Here is an 18,364-nt window from a genome sequence, read left to right on the forward strand (position 1 = left end):
CGAGCCATGACCAGAGTTTACAGACTATAACGCAGCACGTTATAGTCGAACATGATTCAAAGCTTCACCGATCCGGAAGCAGAGTTGATCTGGTCCGGCCGGCGGAGCCGAAGACTGCCGGCCGATATTCAGAATGTCGCGCTCAGAAAACTTCGTCTTTTGAACCAAGCGCGGGTACTCGGCGATCTCCGTGTTCCCCCGGGCAACCGACTGGAAGCTTTGAGGGCAGACCGGCAGGGCCAGCATTCGATCCGGATCAACGACCAGTGGCGGATATGCTTTGTCTGGCATGAAGGAGGACCGACGCATGTCGAAATCGTCGACTACCACGACTAAGAGCGGGTTGCTCCAAAATCCACACCCTGGCGAAATTCTGCTGGAAGAGTTCCTCAAGCCGATGGGGCTCAGCCAGAACGGACTGGCGCGCGCAGTGCACGTCGCGCCGCGTCGGATCAACGAGATCGTACTAGGTAAGCGGGATATTACTGCCGATACCGACCTGCGGCTGGCGCGCTATTTCGGTGTGTCGGAAGGATTTTTCCTCGGCTTGCAGATGGATTACGACCTGATGCAGCGGCGACGTGAGATTGACCGCGATCTGAAGACGATTCGTCCGCGTGCGGCGTGACCACGGCGGTTGCCTCGGATAGAGTCGCCCCATGTCCAAACCCCTCCCGATCTCGGCGAAACCTCTCTCCGTCCTGCTCGGCGACGTCTTTTCCGACGCCTATGCCAAGCAGGGATTTGCCGCACGCGAACTGGTGACGCGCTGGGCCGAGATCGCCGGGTCCGAGATCGCCGCCCATTCCGAGCCGCTCAAGATGCAATGGCCACGGCCGGTGGAGGGGCAGCCGCAGGAACCGGCAACCCTGGTGCTGCGGGTGGAGGGCCCGATGGCGCTGGAGATCCAGCATTCCTCCGACGTGATCCTGCAACGGGTCAACCGCTTTTTCGGCTGGAGCGCGGTCGGCCGGCTGGCGCTGCGGCAGGCGCCGCTGTCGCGGCGAAATCGCCCCGCGCCGCCCCGCGCGCCCGACCCGAAATCGGTCGCGAAGGTGGCCGAAACCCTGTCCGCCGTAGAGGATGAGGAACTGCGCGCTGCGCTGGCCCGGCTCGGCGCCTCGATCAAGCGAAATTGAGCCCACAGCGCGGCACGACCGCCACGACCCGCCATTGCCACAACTGGCGTTTCAAGCTAGCGAAGGCTTCTTTTTCGCAGTTCTTTCGGGCGTGAACGCGCCATTCGGGAGCAGACTTTGATGATCACGCGCCGCGCCTTCACCACCGCTCTCTCGCTGACCGGGTTTGGCCTGCTCGCCGGCTTCTCGCCGCTGCGCCTGATCACCGATGCGATGGCGCAGAGCCCCGCTGACGTCGCCAAGCCGCAGTCGCTGCCCGACATGGCGCTCGGGCCCGCCAACGCGACCGTGACCATCACCGAATACGCCTCGATGACCTGCCCGCATTGCGCCGCGTTCGGCGAAAAAGTGTTTCCGAAGATCAAGTCGGAATTCATCGACAGCGGCAAGATACGCTACGTGTTCCGCGAATTCCCGCTCGACATCAAGGCCGCCGCCGGATCGATGCTGGCCCGTTGCATCGCCAAGGATGACGCCCCGAAATATTTCGCCGTCATCGATCTCCTGTTCAAGCAGCAGAACGACTGGGTGGCGAAGAATACCACGGAGACGCTGATCCGGATCGGCAAGCAGGCCGGGCTTACGCAAACGCAGGTCGAGGATTGCCTGAAGGATCAGGCGCTGCTCGACAAGATCGCGGCCGACCAGAAATATGCCGCCGAGGTGCTGAAGGTGCAGTCGACGCCTACCTTCTTCATCAACGGCGAGATGATCAAGGGCGAGCAGAGCTTCGAGGAGTTCGCAAAGCGCATCAATGCAATGTTGAAGAGCTGATTCGCGCGAACCGGATTCATTCGCGCTCTTAAGTCCAGCAAAAGGCGCCACACAAGCGCCTCAAATCCCTTGGGAAAAGCCCGCGGGGGCGTTGCCCTCCGGCCTCGGCCTCGCCATTGTCGCGGCTCATAAGCGCCGCAACGGGCGGCTCATCCACACTGACATTGCCTTCTATGGTATTGTCACGGCAGGGAGATTCGCGCCCGGCCAACAGAGAATTGTGTTCATGAAACTCACGCGCCTCCGCCTCCACGGTTTCAAGTCGTTCGTCGAACCCACTGATTTCATGATCGAACCCGGCCTCACCGGCGTGGTCGGACCGAACGGCTGCGGCAAATCGAATCTGGTCGAAGCCTTGCGCTGGGCGATGGGCGAAACTTCGCACAAATCGCTGCGCGCCGCGGACATGGATGCGGTGATCTTCGCCGGTTCCGGCAACCGTCCGGCGCGCAACCACGCCGAAGTGACGATGACGATCGACAATGCCGATCGCACGGCGCCGGCCGCCGTCAATGACAGCCAGGTGCTGGAAATCTCCCGCCGCATCGAGCGCGAGGCCGGCTCGGTCTATCGCATCAACGGCCGCGACGTACGCGCCCGCGACGTGCAGATCCTGTTTGCCGACGCCGCCACCGGCGCGCGGTCGCCGGCGCTGGTCCACCAGGGCAAGATCGGCGAGATCATTCAGGCCAAGCCCGAGCAGCGCCGCCGCGTGCTGGAAGATGCCGCCGGCGTCGCCGGCCTCCACGCCCGCCGCCACGAGGCCGAGCTGCGGCTGAGGGCTGCCGAAACCAACCTCACCCGCGTCGAGGACGTGATCGGGCAACTCTCCGGCCAGATCGACGGGCTGAAGAAGCAGGCGCGGCAGGCGATCCGGTTCCGCGAAGTTGCGGCCAAGGTGCGCAAGGCGGAGGCCACGCTGTTCCACCTGCGCTGGCTGGAGGCCAATGCCGACGTCGCGGAAGCCGCGCATACGCACGACGTCAACGTGCGCGAGATGGCCGAGCGCACCCGCGAGCAGGCCGAAGCGGCGCGTATCCAGGCGATCCGCGCTTCCGAATTGCCGGCCTTGCGCGAAGGCGAAGCCCGCGCCGCGGCGGGACTGCAGCGCCTCACCAACGCCCGCGAACAGCTCGACCGCGAGGAAGAGCGCGCCAAGGAGCGTGTTGCCGAGCTCGACCGGCGGCTGAATCAGTTCGCCGCCGACATCGCGCGCGAACAGCAGCAGACATCCGATGCCGAAATCGCGCTGCAGCGCCTCGACACCGAGGACGCCGAGCTGAAGGAAGAGATCAAGTCACGCGTCGAAAAGCGTTCTGGCGTCGACGAGCGCGTGTCGGAAGCGGAAGCGACACTGGCCGCGGCCGAGCGCATGTTCGGCGAACTGACCACGGCGCTCGCCGACCTCACGGCCAAGCGCAACCAGTTAGAGGCCGGCGTGCGCACCCATCGCGACCGGCTGGCCCGGCTCGACCAGGAAATTGCCACCGTCCAGGCCGACGAAGAAAAGCTCGCGCAGGAGACCGGCAATCTTGGCGACCTCGACGCGCTCGCCGCCGCCATGGAGACCGCGCAGGAAACGCTGGCCGTATCCGAAGCGGCAGCGCAAGCCAACGAGACCGGCCACATCGCCGCACGGCAAAAGCTCGAAGCTTCCCGCGCCCCGCTCACCGAGGCCGAAAAGCGCGTGCAGCGGCTCGAGACCGAAGCGCGCACGATTTCAAAACTGGTCAATGTCGAGACCAAGAATCTGTGGCCGCCGATCATCGACGGCGTCACCGTCGCCAAGGGCTATGAGAAAGCGCTCGGCGCCGTCCTCGGCGACGATCTTGACGCGCCCGTCGATCCCTCCGCGCCGATGCGCTGGACCAATGCCGGTGCAAGCTTCGACGATCCGGCCCTGCCGGACGGCGTGGAGGCGCTGGCTGCGCATGTCGAGGCGCCGGCCGAACTGGCGCGCCGTCTCGCGCAAATCGGCGTCGTGCCGAAGGAGCGTGGCGCGGAGTTCGTTTCGCAATTGAAGACCGGCCAGCGGCTGGTCTCGCTGGAAGGCGACGTCTGGCGCTGGGACGGCTTTGTCGCCGCCGCGCATGCGCCGACCGGTGCCGCTCGGCGTCTGGCCGAACGCGCCCGCCTGGTTGATATCGAACACGAGCTGGACCAGGCCCGCACTGACGCCGCTGCCAAGCGGCAGGCCCTGGATGACGCCGAGGCGGAACTGAAGATGGCATCCGCTGCCGAAACCGCCGCCCGCGAGGCCTGGCGGGCCGCGCAGCGCGAGGCCGATGCGGCGCGCGAACGCCATGCCGCGACCGAGCGCGAGATCAATCGCCACGCCGCGCGCAAATCGGCGCTGACCGAAGCCCATACCCGTCTTGCCGCCGACCGCAGTGAAGCGGAGGCCGCGCATGAGAGCGCCACTGCCGCGCTGACCGAACTGCCGCCGACGGATGAGACGGAAGCGAAACTGAGCGCCGTTCGCACCGAGATCGACGGACACCGACGCTTTGCCGCGCAGGTGCGGGCCGAAGCCCAGGCGCTGGCGCGCGAAGCTGAATTGGCCGACAAGCGCGTACAGGCGATCACGGCCGAACGCACCGAATGGCAGAACCGCAAGCAAAGCTCGGCCTCACAGGTCGCCACCGTCGAGGCGCGCATCACCGAAGTAACGGCCGAGCGCGCCGAGCTTGAAAATGCACCGGCCGTGTTTGCCGAAAAGCGCCGCGCGCTGATCAACGAAATCGAGTCTGCCGAAGGTGCCCGCCGCGTCGCCGCCGACGCATTGGCCGCCGCCGAAAGCCTGATGGCGGAGACCGATCGCGCGGCCAAGGCATCGCTCGAAGCGCTCTCCTCTTCCCGCGAGGCCTGCGCCCGCGCCGAGGAACGCATGGAGGGCACCAAGCGCCGGCTTTCCGACATCGAGCGCGAAATCCACGACATGCTCGAAGTCGAGCCGCACGCCGTCGCCACGCTCGCCGAGATCGAGCCCGGTGCGGAATTGCCGCCGCTTTCCGAAATCGAGGAAAGCCTCGAAAAGCTGCGCCGCGACCGCGAGCGCCTTGGCGCTGTCAATCTGCGCGCCGAGGAAGAATTGCGCGAGGTCGAGACCCAGCACACGGCGCTGACCACCGAACGCGACGATCTGGTCGAAGCCATCAAGCGGCTGCGCCAGGGCATCCAGAGCCTCAACAAGGAAGCCCGCGAGCGGCTGTTGACCTCGTTCGAGACCGTCAACGAGCACTTCAAGCGGCTGTTCGTCGAACTGTTCGGCGGCGGCGAAGCGGCGCTTCATCTGATCGAGAGCGACGATCCGCTGGAAGCCGGCCTCGAAATCATCGCCAAACCACCCGGCAAGAAGCCGCAGACGCTGTCGCTGCTTTCGGGTGGCGAGCAGGCGCTGACCGCGCTGGCGCTGATCTTCGCGGTGTTCCTCACCAACCCGTCGCCGATTTGTGTGCTGGACGAAGTCGACGCGCCGCTCGACGACCACAATGTGGAGCGGTTCTGCAACCTGCTGCACGAGATGACCTCGTCGACGGAAACCCGCTTCATCATCATCACGCACAACCCGATCACGATGGCGCGGATGAACCGGCTGTTCGGCGTCACCATGGCCGAACGCGGCGTCTCGCAACTGGTCTCGGTCGGCCTCGACGACGCCGTGAAGATTTTGGATCAGAACGTGGCGTGAGGCAGTTCGCCTCCCCAGTTGACGTCATCATCCGCGAAGGCGGATGATCCAGTACACCGCGCTGTCCGTGATCGTCACAGCCGCCTCGGCGTACTGGATGCCCGCCTGAGCCTGTCATCGGGCTCGCCGAAGGCGAGACCCGGTGGCGGGCATGACAGGAAACGATGACCTCACCCGATCTCCCCGCCGAACTGAAAGCCGCGCTCGATGGCAAGCTGCGGGGTTTTTCGCGCAGCGACGCCGCCGGCCGCGCAGCCGTCATCTCGAAAAACTACCGTGAAGGACGCGGCTCCACGACCATCCGCTCAGAGACGGACGCGCTCGCCTATGCGCTGGCGCGGATGCCTGCAACCTATGCCGCGGTCACGGCCAGCCTGAACGCGCTCGTCGAGAACAGACCTGACTTCGCTCCAAAGACCCTGCTCGACGTCGGCGCCGGGCCGGGTACGGCCTCCTGGGCAGCCGCCGAAGCATTCCCGTCGCTAACAGGTTTCACGCTGCTGGATGCCAACGCGGCGTTGCGCACGCTGGCGCTAGATCTGGCGCACGACAGCACCCGGTTACGCGGCATCGGCTACCAGCTCGGCGAGGCCCGCGCCGCGCTTGCCAAAGCGGATACGGCAGACCTTGTCGTGGCGAGCTACATGATCGGCGAGATCGGCGAAGCGCAGCAACGCGCGCTCGCCGAACTGTTGTGGCAGAAGACCCACGACACGCTGCTCGTGGTCGAACCAGGCACGCCCGCCGGCTATGCCCGGATCATTGCGCTGCGCGCGCACCTGATCACGCTGGGCGCACATGTCGCCGCCCCCTGCCCGCACGACAGCCAATGCCCGCTACAAGCACCGGACTGGTGCCATTTCACCCAGCGCCTGCAGCGCTCACGCGCGCACAAGCAGGTCAAGGGCGCAGAGCTGCCATACGAGGACGAAAAATTCTCCTATGTCGCGTTGACGCGCGCGGCGGTGGAACGGCACCCCTCTCGCGTGCTGGCGCAACCGATCGTCACCAAGGTCGAGGTAACGGCTAAGCTTTGCACGCCTGAAGGTCTCAGCTTCGCGAAAATGCCCCGCCGCGCCAAGGCAGATTATGCCCGTGCGCGCCGCTGGCGGTGGGGCGATGCGGTGATCGAGGAGAGCTGATCTATTACCGGTCGCGTGCCCCGGACGCTGCGCAGCGCGCCGCGCTTGCGGCGTGATGCGCAGCAGAGCCGGGGCCCAGCTCTGCTGGCGACAGTGGGTCCCGGCTCTGCGGTGCACCGTCAAGAGACGCTGCACCGCGTCCGGGACACGCAAACCGACACAATCCGGTCTTGAACTTATCCCGCCCCACTTCCGACTAAAGCCATGCCCCACCTCACGGCGGGCTGCCGCACGCCCCGGTTTTCGTCTAGGTTCGCTGTCTTTCGTCCCCTTTAGGAGTTCTCCATCATGTCGACCGGCTGGATCGTTCTCGGCGTCATCGTCATCATCGTGCTGTTTGCCTTCGCTGCGTATAACCGCCTGGTCGCGCTCAGCCAGCGTGTCGGCCAGGCCTTTGCCGATATCGACGTGCAGCTCAAGCAGCGCCACGACCTGATCCCGAACCTGGTCGAGACCGTGAAGGGCTACGCCTCGCACGAACGCGGCACGCTTGACGACGTCATCAAGGCGCGCAATTCCGCGATGTCGGCGCAGGGACCGGCCCAGGTATCGGCGGCGGAGAACCAGTTGAGCGGCGCGCTCGGCCGGCTGATCGCGCTGTCGGAGGCCTATCCGGACCTCAAGGCCAACGCCAATTTCCAGCAACTTGCCAGCGAACTCTCCGACCTCGAAAACAAGATCGCGGCCAGCCGCCGCTTCTTCAACAACGCCGTCCAGGAATACAACACCGGCATCCAGCAGCTTCCGGCGGCGCTGTTTGCCGGCATGTTCGGCTTCACCCGCAAGGAATTCTTCGATCTCGGCACCAGCCGCACCGAAGTCGAGACCGTGCCGAGCGTGAAGTTCTGAACGGATGAGAACTCACTACCGCCGTCATTCCGGGACACGCCAAAGGCGTGAACTATGGTGCGCAATTGCGCACCTGAGAATCTCGAGATTCTCCGATGTGCAATTGCACATCGTAGTTCGCCGCTTCGCGACGCCCCGGAATGACCGTGGTTAGCGAAAGTCCATCATGGCCGCGTATGGTCTCTACACGCATATCGCATCGAACAAGTTTCGTTCGATGCTGCTGCTCGCCGGGCTATTTCTGCTGATCTACGTGCTGGTCTTCGCCGGCGCGCTGGTTGCGGAAGTGGTACTCAACAGCGGTGCTTCACTCAACTATTATCTGACGCGCGCCTCTCGCGACCTGATCTCAGCCCTCCCCTATGCGACAATCATCGCCGCCTTGTGGATCGTGATCGCCTATTTCTTCCACCAGAACATGATCGACGCCGTGACCGGCGGCGAGCGCGTGACGCGGCAACAGCAGCCGCGGCTCTATAATCTCCTGGAAAACCTCTGCATCTCGCGCGGCATCACGATGCCGAAGCTGAAGGTGATGGACAGCCCGGCGCTGAACGCCTTCGCCACCGGGCTCAACCGGCGGCAATATTCCATCACGGTGACCTCGGGCCTTCTGCAGGCGCTCAACGACCAGGAGATCGAGGCCGTGCTCGGCCACGAGCTCACGCATATCCGCAACGGCGACGTGCAGTTGATGGTGATCGCCATGATCATCGCCGGCGTGGTGGGCTTCTTCGGCGAACTGTTCTTTCGCACGTTCACCAACCTGTCGTGGAACTCGACCGGCAGCGATTGGTCTTCATCTTCATCCTCCTCCTCCTCATCATCATCGTCCTCTTCTTCGTCCGACCGCGGCAAGGGAGGCGGCGGCGCCATCATGGCGATCATTATTGCGGTGGTGCTGATCCTGCTGGCCTGGCTGCTGTCGCAAGTCGTCAAGCTGGCGCTGTCGCGGTCGCGCGAACTGTTGGCCGACGCCGGCTCGGTCGAACTGACCAAGAACCCCGACGCGATGATCACGGCGCTGCGCAAGATCGAAAATCGCGGCGAGCTGCCCGGCGCGACGTCTGCGGTCATGGAGCTCTGTGTCGACAATCCGCGCGAAGGCTTTGCCGACCTGTTCGCGACCCATCCGTCAGTCGACCGGCGCGTCAAGGCGCTGGTGCAGTTTGCCGGTGGCCGCGATCCCGGCCCGCTCGCCCTCCCGTCCGATACGGCGGATGAACCCGAGTCGGAGGAATCTTCCACGGAGCAACTCCAGCCGCCGGTTCCCCCCGGCCCGTGGAGCGACGCCAGCGAGCCTGCCGGCGTTCCGGGCGCCCGCTCCGGCCCCCTGGACGGCCCTTGGGGCCCGCATCGCTAAACAGCGCCCGCCGACGCGCGGGATTAACGAATTCCGTGCGGAATAATGGCGACGGCCGTCTAATGAATTGAATTCTCCCTTGTTTCTGCCATGTTCGCGCCCAAAGCAGGGAATGGGGCAAGCCGGCCGCTCCCGCGGTCGGAACTGCTGTTCAAGGGAATTCCATGGCAAAGCCAGTCGTGATTGTGGTGGGCGCGGACAAGGGCGGGGTCGGCAAGACGACCGTGTCGCGGACGCTCCTGGACTATTTTAGCGCCAATAACGTGCCGACCCGGGCATTCGATACCGAATCGCCGCGCGGTACCCTGAAGCGCTTCCACCCCGACATCACCGAGATCGTGGACATGACGACGACATCGGATCAGATGAAGATATTCGACACGCTGAGTGCCGGGCCTTCGGTGACCGTAATCGACGTCCGCGCCGGACTGCTGTCGCCGGCGCTGGCTTCGCTCCGCGACATCGGCTTTCTCGATGCCGCGAAGGCCGGGCAGATCACCTTTGCCGTGTTCCACATCCTGGGCCCCTCGATCGCCTCGCTGGACGAAATCGCCGAGACCGCGAACTTCATGCACGGTGCCAAATATTTCCTGGTGAAGAACTTCATCAACGACACCCAGTTCTTCCAGTGGGATCAGTCGACCTACAACTCCTACTTTCACCGCATCAAGGACGCCACCGACCTCACGATCCCCAAGCTCAATGAGATGGCCTATGAGCAGGTCGAGGTTTCCTCGGTGCCGTTCCTCAAATTCGTCGCCAACAAGGGCAAGGACGACGAGGCCGCGAACTATTCGTTCGTGCTGCGCGGCTATGTCCGGCACTGGCTCGCCAACGTCTGGAGCGAGTTCGACCGCATCAAGCTGACCGATCTCGTCGGTGCCAAGCCTGGCGTGCGCGGCGGCGAAAAATAGTCGGATAGCCGCCGCGACGGGGCTGGATTAGGCGAAAAATTCCTTTGATATAGCGGGTGATGAGCTCCACGCCTGTCTACATCATCTGCTCGCCCCGGCCGCTAGTCGGCAAGACGCTGCTCGCGCGCCTGTTGAGCGAGTTCCTGCTGCTGAAGGATGGGACGGTATCTTCCTTCGACATCAACCTGAAGGAACCATCGCTGCTCGAATATCTGCCGCGCATCACCGAGACCGCCGACGTGATGGACACCTATGGCAAGATGCAGCTCATGGATCGCCTGATCGTCGACGACGGCGTCGCCAAGGTGATCGACCTCGGATTTCATGCGTTCGACGAGTTCTTCAAGATGATCAACGAGATCGGTTTCCTCAAAGAGGCCGCACGGCGTGGCGTGGCGCCGATCATCCTGTTCGTGGCCGATACCGACCGCGTTTCCGCGCGCGCTTATTCGACGTTACGGGAGCAGATTCCGCTGAAAGCGCTGATTACGGTCGACAACGAGTATGTGGTGCGTGGCGAACTGCCCGAGGCGATGGGCCTGGGTCGGGTGCTGCGCATATCAGCGCTGCCCTCGTTCCTGAAAACCTATATCGACCGGCTGACCTTTTCCTTCACCAACTACCTGCGCAACGAGCGGGACTCGTCGACCGAGCTGCATCAGTGGATCCGCAGGAACTACACCTGTTTTCGCGAGCTCGAGTTCAGCCTGCTCCCGCAGCGGCCGTGAAGCCTCCACGACGGCAAATATTACCCGGGTAATATTGACGCTGGGCGGCCAGTCTGTTAGTGCCTCCTCCTACCCCTGACCATTTCCCGCGAGGCATCCCGTGACATCAGCCAGAAAGGCAGCCATTGCCGCCTACAAGGAGCGGAAGACCATCGCGGGGGTCTTCGTCATCCGCTGCAAGGCGACCTCCGAGACATGGGTCGGCCAGACGCCCAATCTGGAGAAAATCCAGAACCGCATCTGGTTTTCGCTGCGCCAAGGGAGCCACCCCTGCCGCAGCCTGCAGGCGGCGTGGGCCGCGCACGGGTCCGACAGCCTGACGTTCGAGACATGCGAGCGGCTGGAAGACGAAGAGACGTCCGATATCCGCGACGCGCTTTTGAAGGAGCGCGCTGCATTGGAGGGTGGAGCTCAAAGCAGAGGCAGTTTGATCTAGTCCGGATAATTGGTGGTCGTCGTCCCTGCGAACGCAGGAACCCTACCGCGTTGCTCTCGCGGTTGAGGCGACATGGCTGACGTTTTTTCTACCAACTAATGACGGTGGCTATGGGTCCCTGCTTTCGCAGGGACGACGCGTGGAGAGTTTCGCGCGCAAAAAAACTTAATGCCCCTCGAACGCCATCAGCGTGCGCACCGGCACTTCCATCGCGCGCAGCTTGGCGGCGCCGCCGAGATCGGGCAGATCGATGATAAAGCAGGCCGCGACCACGTTGGCGCCGATCTGGCGCAGCAATTTCACCGCGCCTTCCGCGGTGCCGCCGGTGGCGATGAGATCATCGACCAGGATGACGCGCTCGCCAGGATGGACCGCGTCGGCATGCATTTCCATTTCATCGAGGCCGTATTCCAGCGAATAGGCGATCCGCACGGTGGTATGCGGCAGCTTGCCTTTTTTCCGGATCGGAACAAAGCCGGCGGAAACCTGATGCGCGACCGCGCCGCCGAGGATGAATCCCCTCGCCTCGATGCCGGCGACCTTGTCGATCTTCAATCCCGCCCAGGGCTGCACCAGCTCATCGACCGCACGCCGAAAGGCACGCGCGTCCGCCAGCAGGGTCGTGATGTCGCGAAACAGGATACCCTTTTTCGGGTAGTCCGGAATGGTGCGGACGGTGGCCTTGATGTCGTGATCGAATGTCATTGGTGCTTATCTCGCTTTCAATTGTCCCCAATGTCATTGCGAGCCACCCGGTCGGCGCAAAGCGCCACCGGATGACAGGCTCCGCGAAGCAATCCACCGTACCACGAAAGGTATGGATTGCTTCGTCGCTTCGCTCCTCGCAATGACGGTCAATCAATTCATCCCACATTCAGCCGAAACGCATTCTCGACGATGCGCAGTCCCACCTCGCCGCCGAGCGACATCAGCGATTCCGGGTGAAACTGCACGCCGCCGACCGGCAAGGTCTTGTGTTCGATCGCCATCGCGACGCCGTCCTCGGTGGTCGCGGTGACTTCGAGAACATCGGGCACGCTGTCGCGCTCGACATAGAGCGAATGATAGCGGCCGATCACGATCTCATTCGGCAGGTTCTGCATCAGCCGTCCGCCGCGGACCTGAACCCGCGACGGCCGTCCATGCGCCGGCTGGGTGAGCTGACCGAGCTGGCCGCCAAAATACTCGCCGATCGCCTGCACGCCGAGGCAGACACCGAAGATCGGCAGTTTTCGGTCCAGCGCCGTTCCAATGGTCTTCGAGATTCCAAAATCTTCAGGGCGACCCGGGCCCGGCGACAAGACCAGGAGATCCCAGCCCTTCCGCTTCAGCATCTCCTGTGCATGCACGTGCCGGACCACGGTTACGCTTGCGCCGACCTGCCGGAAATAATCCGCCAGCATATGAACAAAACTGTCGTCGTGGTCGATCAATAGCACCTTGCGGCCCGAGCCGGTCGCGTCGGGCGCAAAGGTCGAGAGCGGCTTCGGCGCGTCGCCCCGCAGCGCCTGGAACAGCGCAGCCGCCTTCACCTGGCACTCGCGGTCTTCGGCGGCCGGATCGGAATCGAACAGGCAGGTGGCGCCGACGCGCACTTCGGCCAGCCCATCCTTCATGCGGATGGTGCGGATGGTCAGCCCGGTGTTGATGCTGCCGTCGAAATTCACGGCGCCGATGGCGCCGGCGTACCAGCGCCGCGACGAACGCTCATTGTCCTCGACGAACTGCATGGCCCACAATTTCGGCGCACCGGTCACGGTAACCGCCCAGGCGTGCGTCAGGAAGGCATCCAGCGCATCGAAGCCCGGGCGCAGCATGCCTTCGACATGGTCGACGGTGTGGAACAGCTTCGAATAGGTTTCGATCTGCCGCCGCGCCAGCACCTTGATCGTGCCGGGGACGCAGACGCGCGCCTTGTCGTTGCGGTCGACGTCGGTGCACATGTTGAGCTCGAACTCATCCTTCTCCGAGTTCAGCAATTGCCTGATTTGCTCGGCATCGCCGATCGCATCGACGCCACGCGCGATGGTGCCCGAAATCGGGCAGGTCTCGACCCGGCGGCCGTCGGAGCGCACGAACATTTCCGGCGAGGCCGACACCAAAAATTCGCCGTCCCCGAGATTCATCAGCGCGCCATAGGGCGACGGGTTGATGCGGCACAGCCGCTGGAACACCTCCGCCGGCGAACGCTCGCAGGGCTCGGCGAAGAGTTGCCCCGGCACCGCCTCGAACAGGTCGCCGCGCGCAAACGCCGCACGCGCGACTTCGACCGTTGCCTGATATTCGCCGGGCGCATGATCGGCAAATCCCTGCCGCGGCGTTTTGGCGTAAACGCTCTCGGCGGTGTCGCGCGGCAGGCCCTGGGTGGACCTTCCCTTCCAGGAGAAATCGTAGCTCAACACCACGCCACGGCCGGTGGCGCGGTCATAGGCCAGAAGGCGATCCGGCACGTAGAGCACAATATCGCGCTGGTCAGCCTCGCGCGCCCGCTTCTGCACGAGGTCCTCGATCTGGAACACGAGGTCGTAGGCGAAGGCACCGAACAAACCGAGCAGCGGATCGTCGTTTGCGGTGAAGGCGGCGACGAGATCGCGCACCAGCGACATCACGCTGGCACGGCGGGTGCGCTGATCTTCCTCGACCGGCGCGGCGCCGCGGACGATGTGGCCCGCCAATCGCCGCTCGCTCCGCTCCGAAATGACGACGCAGGGCTCGCGCAGCACATCGCCGAGGAAGGCGATCAGCACCTCGCCGCGCGCGTTCAGCGCTTGGAGCGAGAAATTCGAGCCGGCCGTTTCCAGCACCAGCGGCGGATCGGCAAAGCCGAGGTCAAAGCTTTCGTAGCGCCCCGGCACCGTGGTGCCGGAGGACAGCACCACGCCACGGCGGCGATCGAGCAGCTCGATCAGGTCGTCAAGGCGCTTGGCGTTGCCGGTGAACTGCTCGACGACGCGCGAAATCGCCAGACCGCCGCTGGTCCGGTATTCGCTGTGCTCCGGCAGGGAGAAGGCTGTCCTGTTCATGTGATCCTCTTACGAAACCTCGGGAGGGCGCGCCACACAGGACAAACGAAGGAACCGTCGCACTGCGATGGCGACCTTCGACGATTGAAAAAATGAAATCGCACCGGCCACCTCTTAGGAGGTGCGCCACCAGAGACGGCAGGGGGCAACAACGGTGCTCATGGGAACCTAATCACCATCCGGCGGAGGCGATGTCAAGGGAGGGATGGGCCGGGACGCCCGCCCCAAGCCCAACTTTGGGTGGTTCGTGGTCAGAAGTATCGCCCAACAAACCGCGTCGTCCCTGCGAACGCAGGGACCCATAACCACAGGGAGCAGTCGTTGCGCGAAGTCGTCGAACAGCCTTGCTAAAATGAGAGGCCGCGGCGTATGGGTCCCTGCTTTCGCAGGGACGACAGTTGGGTTGCGGCGCTACTCCCGATAACACCCGCTCTCGATCTCCTCGATCAGTCCCCGCGCCTTCGGCTGCCAGCCAAGTTCCTGCCGCGCGCGTTTCGCCCGCACCCTGCTGTTCGACGCCATCGTGTCCTCGGCCGTGCCCTCGCCCCATTCGGCGGCGGCTTCGGCCATCGACATCGCCGTCGGCGGTCCCGCAAAACCGAGCATGCGGTTGATCGCCTCGCACGCTTCACGCATCGAGCTCTCGCCGTTCTCGACGAAATAGAAGCTACCTGCCGGCGCCTTCTCGATGGCAAGCGCGTAGAGCGTCACGAGATCGTCGATATGCACGTTCGACCAGACGTTCTCGCCGGGCCCGGCATGCGCCGCGTTGCCGCGCTTTTTTGCGAGATTGATCAGCAACGGCACCTGCACGCTGTCTCGCCCAGCGCCATGACCGAGGCCATAGATCAGGCTCGGACAGATGATGACCGGCCAACATCCCTTATTGCGATGGGACAGAATGAACTCGTTCAGCGCGACCCGCGCCGCGCGCGCGGGCGATGGCGTAATGGGCGTGTCTTCGTCGAAGATCGCATCCGATCGCTGGCCCTTGGCGCGGGTGCCGACGATGCTCGATCCCGATGTGTGGATGAACGGCTTGCCGCTTCCCACGAGCGCGCCGAGCAGGCTCTCGACCGCGCCTCTGTGGTCGGCGCTCGCCGCATTGACGACAATTTCGGCGGCCTGCGCCGCTTGCGCCAGAACGTCCCTGTCGTCGAGCGTTCCCAGCAAGGGCTGGACGCCGCGCGCGCGAACCGCCTCGGCCTTTTCAGGCGAGCGAACCAATCCGGTCACCTGATGTCCGGCGGCAATGAGATGAGCCGCAACCGACCCGCCGATATAGCCCGATGCGCCCGTGCAGAAGATTTTCATGCGCGGCCAACTCCTTCGCCGAGATACGCTCAACTTAGCCGAGATGCTTCCTGAAAAATTCCGTCGCCCGGCCCCAGGCAAGCTCGGCGGCCTGGCGGTCATGCACGGCCATGCGCTGCTCGTTCACGAAGGCATGTTCGGCATCGTAGCGGAACAGCTCGAGCGACTTGCCAGCATCCTTCATCGCCTTTTCGAAGGCGTCGACCGCGGCCGGCGTGCACCAGTCGTCCTTGTTGGCGAAATGCGCCTGCAGCGGGATTTTCACGTCGGCAGGTTTAGCGGCCTGCTCCGGCGGGATGCCGTAGAATATGACGCCCGCCGTGAGCTCCGGAATTTTGGTGGCGCCGATGATGGTCACGGCGCCGCCGAGGCAAAAGCCGGTGAGCCCCACCTTGGCGCCGTTGCGTGCGAGATATTGCGCGGCGCCACGTACATTTTGGGTAGTGGCGTCCATGAAATCGAGCGAGGTCATCTGCGCGTTGGCCGCGTCCGTATCGTGATACGGCACCACGACGCCCTTGTAGAGATCGGGCGCCAGCGCATCGAAACCGGCCGCCGCAAAGCGGTCGCACAGGCCCTTGATGTTCTCCGACAGGCCCCACCATTCCTGCACCACCACCACGCCCGGTGCGTTGCCGCGCGCGGCATTGGCGAGATAGCCGGCGGTTTCCTTGCCGTCCGGACGCTTGAAGGTGATGTGGGTGCCCATGGGTTCCTCCGGGACTGCTTCTTGAATGTGCGGCCATTTTGGCGGCTGCAAAAGCCGGACGCAATCGCCTGTCGGCGCATTGCTGCACCCAACAAAAAAAGCCCCCGCAGGGGCTTTTCCGAAATCGCGTTAAAGACGTCGTGATCAGTGGGCGTTGGCCCAGACCTTCTTCTTGGTGAAGTACAGCAAGACGGTGAGGAGGATCAGGAACACGAACACCTGCAGGCCGAGCTGCTTGCGCGCCTCCATGTGCGGCTCCGCAGCCCACATCAGGAACGTGGTGACGTCCTTGGCGTATTGCGCAACTGTGGCCGGCGAGCCGTCGTCGTAGGTGACCTGACCGTCGTTCAACGGCTTCGGCATCTTGATGGCATGGCCGGGGAAGTAGGTGTTGTAGTAGGAACCTTCCGGCAGATTGAAGCCAGCCGGCGGCTTGTCCTCATAGCCCTGCAACAGCGCCGTGACGTAATCCGGGCCCTGCTCCTGATACTGGGTAAAGAAGTCGATCAGGAACATCGGGAAGCCGCGGCCGTAGCTGCGCGCCTTGGTGATCAGCGATAGGTCCGGTGGATACGCGCCGCCATTGGCCGCGCGCGCCGCCTGCTCGTTGGGGAACGGCGACGGAAAATAATCGGCGGGCCGGCCCGGCCGCTCGAACATCTCGCCCTGGTCGTTCGGGCCGTCCTTGACCTTGTATTCGGAGGCGAACGCCTGGGCCTGCGCCACCGAGTAACCGGGACCGCCGGTTTCGGCGAGATTGCGGAAGGCGACGAACGACAGGCCATGGCAGGAGGCGCAGACCTCCTTATAGACCTTCAGACCGCGCTGCATGGCGCCGCGGTCGAACTTGCCGAACGGGCCCGAAAACGACCATTTCTGCGCCGGCGGCTTGGTGCTGCCTTCGGCGGCGCGAGCGCTCTCGGCGCCGCCGAGGAGCAGACCGCCGGCCACCATCAGCGCGATCACGGCCGAGACCATCGGCGCAGCCTTGCCGCCCGACTTAGCCAGCACGTCGTCCGCGATCGAGTTCGGCACCGGACGGGGCTTCTCGATCCGCGCCAGCAACGGCAGCAGGATCAGGAAATAGGCGAAGTAGAGGAAGGTCAGGATGCGGCCGACGATGACATAGATGCCCTCCGGCGGCTGCGCGCCGAGATAGCCGAGCCCGATGCAGACGGCGACAAAAACCCAGAAGAACTGCTTGGCCAGCGGGCGATATTTCGACGACCGCGTCTTGGCGCTGTCGAGCCAGGGCAGGAAGGCCAGGATGAGGATCGCACCGAACATTGCAATAACGCCGGCAAGCTTATTCGGGATCGAGCGCAGGATCGCGTAGAACGGCAGGTAGTACCATTCCGGTACGATGTGCGCGGGCGTCACGGCCGGATTGGCCGGAATGTAGTTCTCGGGATCGCCGAGATAGTTCGGCATGTAGAAGATGAACCAAGCGAAGAACAGCAGGAAGCAGGAGACGCCGAACATATCCTTCATGGTAGCGTAAGGCGTGAACGGCACCGTGTCCTTTTCGGTCTTCGCTTCGACGCCGGCCGGATTGTTCTGGCCCGCGACGTGCAGTGCCCAGATGTGCAGCACGACGACGCCGGCGATCACGAACGGCAGCAGGTAGTGCAGCGAGAAGAAGCGGTTGAGCGTCGGATTGCCGACGGAGTAGCCGCCCCACAGCAGCGTCACGATGCTCTCGCCGAAATAGGGTACGGCCGAGAACAGATTGGTGATGACGGTAGCGCCCCAGAAGCTCATCTGGCCCCACGGCAGCACGTAACCCATGAAGCCCGTCGCCATCATCAGGAGATAGATGATGACGCCGAGGATCCACAGCACTTCACGCGGCTCCTTGTACGACCCGTAATAGAGGCCGCGGAACATGTGGATGTAGACCGCAAAGAAGAACATCGACGCGCCGGAGGCGTGGATGTTTCGCAGCAGCCAGCCGTAATTGACGTCGCGGACGATCAGTTCGACCGACTTGAAGGCCATATCGGCATGCGGCGTGTAGTGCATCGCCAGGATCACGCCGGTCAGGATCTGCACGCCCAGCATGAACGAAAGGATGGCGCCGAACGTCCACCAGTAGTTCAGGTTACGCGGCGTCGGATACGCCACGAACGACGAATGCATGAGTCCCATGATCGGGAGGCGCCGTTCGATCCACTTCAAGGCGGGATTGGTCGGCTGGAAATCGGATGGTCCGCTCATTGATGCGATCCTGAGGAAGTAAAACGACGCAACGGCTTAAGGAGAGGTCTCGGACTGGCGTCCGA

The 18,364-nt window shown here is 63.8% G+C and carries 15 protein-coding genes and 1 pseudogene; 11 read left to right on the forward strand and 5 right to left on the reverse strand.

All coding sequences use genetic code 11. The features are described from left to right. Nucleotides 1-51: 51 nt before the first annotated feature. The 11 genes and pseudogenes from V1290_RS11195 to V1290_RS11245 all read left to right on the forward strand — a co-directional run bounded on the left by V1290_RS11195 (nucleotide 52) and on the right by V1290_RS11245 (nucleotide 11,031). Entirely contained in the window at nucleotides 52-336 is a 285-nt protein-coding gene (locus V1290_RS11195; RefSeq protein ID WP_334364462.1) for a type II toxin-antitoxin system RelE/ParE family toxin, read from the forward strand. Then, nucleotides 308-628, forward strand: coding sequence for a HigA family addiction module antitoxin (locus V1290_RS11200; RefSeq protein WP_334364463.1), 321 nt, complete (start codon nucleotides 308-310; stop codon nucleotides 626-628). The genes V1290_RS11195 and V1290_RS11200 overlap by 29 nt, the downstream gene beginning before the upstream one ends. Nucleotides 629-659: 31 nt before the next feature. Continuing rightward, entirely contained in the window at nucleotides 660-1,139 is a 480-nt protein-coding gene (locus V1290_RS11205) for a DUF721 domain-containing protein (protein WP_334364464.1), read from the forward strand. 117 nt (nucleotides 1,140-1,256) lie between these two features. Further along, complete coding sequence (locus tag V1290_RS11210) at nucleotides 1,257-1,913, forward strand: DsbA family protein (RefSeq protein WP_334364465.1); 657 nt, start codon at nucleotides 1,257-1,259, stop codon at nucleotides 1,911-1,913. A 226-nt stretch (nucleotides 1,914-2,139) separates the two neighbouring features. Then, nucleotides 2,140-5,604, forward strand: a complete 3,465-nt coding sequence (gene smc, locus V1290_RS11215; protein ID WP_334364466.1) for a chromosome segregation protein SMC — start codon at nucleotides 2,140-2,142, stop codon at nucleotides 5,602-5,604. 164 nt (nucleotides 5,605-5,768) lie between these two features. Beyond that, complete coding sequence (locus V1290_RS11220) at nucleotides 5,769-6,746, forward strand: small ribosomal subunit Rsm22 family protein (protein ID WP_334364467.1); 978 nt, start codon at nucleotides 5,769-5,771, stop codon at nucleotides 6,744-6,746. 288 nt (nucleotides 6,747-7,034) lie between these two features. Further along, nucleotides 7,035-7,595 (forward strand): LemA family protein, encoded by a 561-nt coding sequence (locus V1290_RS11225; protein WP_028346966.1) that lies wholly within the window; start codon nucleotides 7,035-7,037, stop codon nucleotides 7,593-7,595. Nucleotides 7,596-7,761: 166 nt separating this feature from the next. Continuing rightward, nucleotides 7,762-8,958: a M48 family metallopeptidase gene (locus V1290_RS11230; RefSeq protein ID WP_334364468.1), complete on the forward strand. Its 1,197-nt coding sequence runs from the start codon at nucleotides 7,762-7,764 to the stop codon at nucleotides 8,956-8,958. A 164-nt stretch (nucleotides 8,959-9,122) separates the two neighbouring features. Continuing rightward, nucleotides 9,123-9,872 carry a hypothetical protein gene (locus V1290_RS11235; protein WP_213290309.1) on the forward strand — a complete coding sequence of 250 codons (750 nt, stop codon included), beginning with the start codon at nucleotides 9,123-9,125 and terminating at the stop codon, nucleotides 9,870-9,872. A gap of 59 nt (nucleotides 9,873-9,931) precedes the next feature. Then, a complete protein-coding gene (locus tag V1290_RS11240) occupies nucleotides 9,932-10,600 on the forward strand; it encodes a hypothetical protein (RefSeq protein WP_334364469.1) in 669 nt (222 codons plus the stop codon). Between the two features lie 100 nt (nucleotides 10,601-10,700). Then, nucleotides 10,701-11,031, forward strand: a pseudogene (locus tag V1290_RS11245) (GIY-YIG nuclease family protein). Between the two features lie 170 nt (nucleotides 11,032-11,201). Here V1290_RS11245 and V1290_RS11250 read toward each other — a convergent pair. The 5 genes from V1290_RS11250 to V1290_RS11270 form a co-directional block, all read right to left on the reverse strand. Further along, nucleotides 11,202-11,741, reverse strand: coding sequence for an adenine phosphoribosyltransferase (locus tag V1290_RS11250; protein ID WP_057841738.1), 540 nt, complete (start codon nucleotides 11,739-11,741; stop codon nucleotides 11,202-11,204). A gap of 158 nt (nucleotides 11,742-11,899) precedes the next feature. Continuing rightward, the gene (locus V1290_RS11255) at nucleotides 11,900-14,059 is read right to left on the reverse strand and encodes an anthranilate synthase component I (RefSeq protein ID WP_334364470.1); all 2,160 of its coding nucleotides are present in this window, start codon (nucleotides 14,057-14,059) and stop codon (nucleotides 11,900-11,902) included. A gap of 411 nt (nucleotides 14,060-14,470) precedes the next feature. Continuing rightward, nucleotides 14,471-15,373, reverse strand: coding sequence for an NAD-dependent epimerase/dehydratase family protein (locus V1290_RS11260; protein ID WP_334364471.1), 903 nt, complete (start codon nucleotides 15,371-15,373; stop codon nucleotides 14,471-14,473). A gap of 34 nt (nucleotides 15,374-15,407) precedes the next feature. Beyond that, on the reverse strand, nucleotides 15,408-16,082 hold the full coding sequence (locus V1290_RS11265; protein ID WP_334364472.1) for a dienelactone hydrolase family protein: 675 nt from the start codon (nucleotides 16,080-16,082) through the stop codon (nucleotides 15,408-15,410). Nucleotides 16,083-16,226: 144 nt separating this feature from the next. Beyond that, the gene (locus tag V1290_RS11270; RefSeq protein WP_334364473.1) at nucleotides 16,227-18,299 is read right to left on the reverse strand and encodes a cytochrome c1; all 2,073 of its coding nucleotides are present in this window, start codon (nucleotides 18,297-18,299) and stop codon (nucleotides 16,227-16,229) included. Between the last annotated feature and the right edge of the window lie 65 nt (nucleotides 18,300-18,364).

The sequence above is a fragment of the Bradyrhizobium sp. AZCC 1578 genome (assembly GCF_036924675.1).
GTDB lineage: Bacteria > Pseudomonadota > Alphaproteobacteria > Rhizobiales > Xanthobacteraceae > Bradyrhizobium.

Coding starts and splice junctions, on each gene's coding strand:
- V1290_RS11195 (WP_334364462.1), top strand. CDS start 52: ATGATTCAAAGCTTCACCGATCCGGAAGCAGAGTTGATCTGGTCCGGC.
- V1290_RS11200 (WP_334364463.1), top strand. CDS start 308: ATGTCGAAATCGTCGACTACCACGACTAAGAGCGGGTTGCTCCAAAAT.
- V1290_RS11205 (WP_334364464.1), top strand. CDS start 660: ATGTCCAAACCCCTCCCGATCTCGGCGAAACCTCTCTCCGTCCTGCTC.
- smc (WP_334364466.1), top strand. CDS start 2,140: ATGAAACTCACGCGCCTCCGCCTCCACGGTTTCAAGTCGTTCGTCGAA.
- V1290_RS11220 (WP_334364467.1), top strand. CDS start 5,769: ATGACCTCACCCGATCTCCCCGCCGAACTGAAAGCCGCGCTCGATGGC.
- V1290_RS11225 (WP_028346966.1), top strand. CDS start 7,035: ATGTCGACCGGCTGGATCGTTCTCGGCGTCATCGTCATCATCGTGCTG.
- V1290_RS11230 (WP_334364468.1), top strand. CDS start 7,762: ATGGCCGCGTATGGTCTCTACACGCATATCGCATCGAACAAGTTTCGT.
- V1290_RS11235 (WP_213290309.1), top strand. CDS start 9,123: ATGGCAAAGCCAGTCGTGATTGTGGTGGGCGCGGACAAGGGCGGGGTC.
- V1290_RS11240 (WP_334364469.1), top strand. CDS start 9,932: ATGAGCTCCACGCCTGTCTACATCATCTGCTCGCCCCGGCCGCTAGTC.
- V1290_RS11250 (WP_057841738.1), bottom strand. CDS start 11,741: ATGACATTCGATCACGACATCAAGGCCACCGTCCGCACCATTCCGGAC.
- V1290_RS11255 (WP_334364470.1), bottom strand. CDS start 14,059: ATGAACAGGACAGCCTTCTCCCTGCCGGAGCACAGCGAATACCGGACC.
- V1290_RS11260 (WP_334364471.1), bottom strand. CDS start 15,373: ATGAAAATCTTCTGCACGGGCGCATCGGGCTATATCGGCGGGTCGGTT.
- V1290_RS11265 (WP_334364472.1), bottom strand. CDS start 16,082: ATGGGCACCCACATCACCTTCAAGCGTCCGGACGGCAAGGAAACCGCC.
- V1290_RS11270 (WP_334364473.1), bottom strand. CDS start 18,299: ATGAGCGGACCATCCGATTTCCAGCCGACCAATCCCGCCTTGAAGTGG.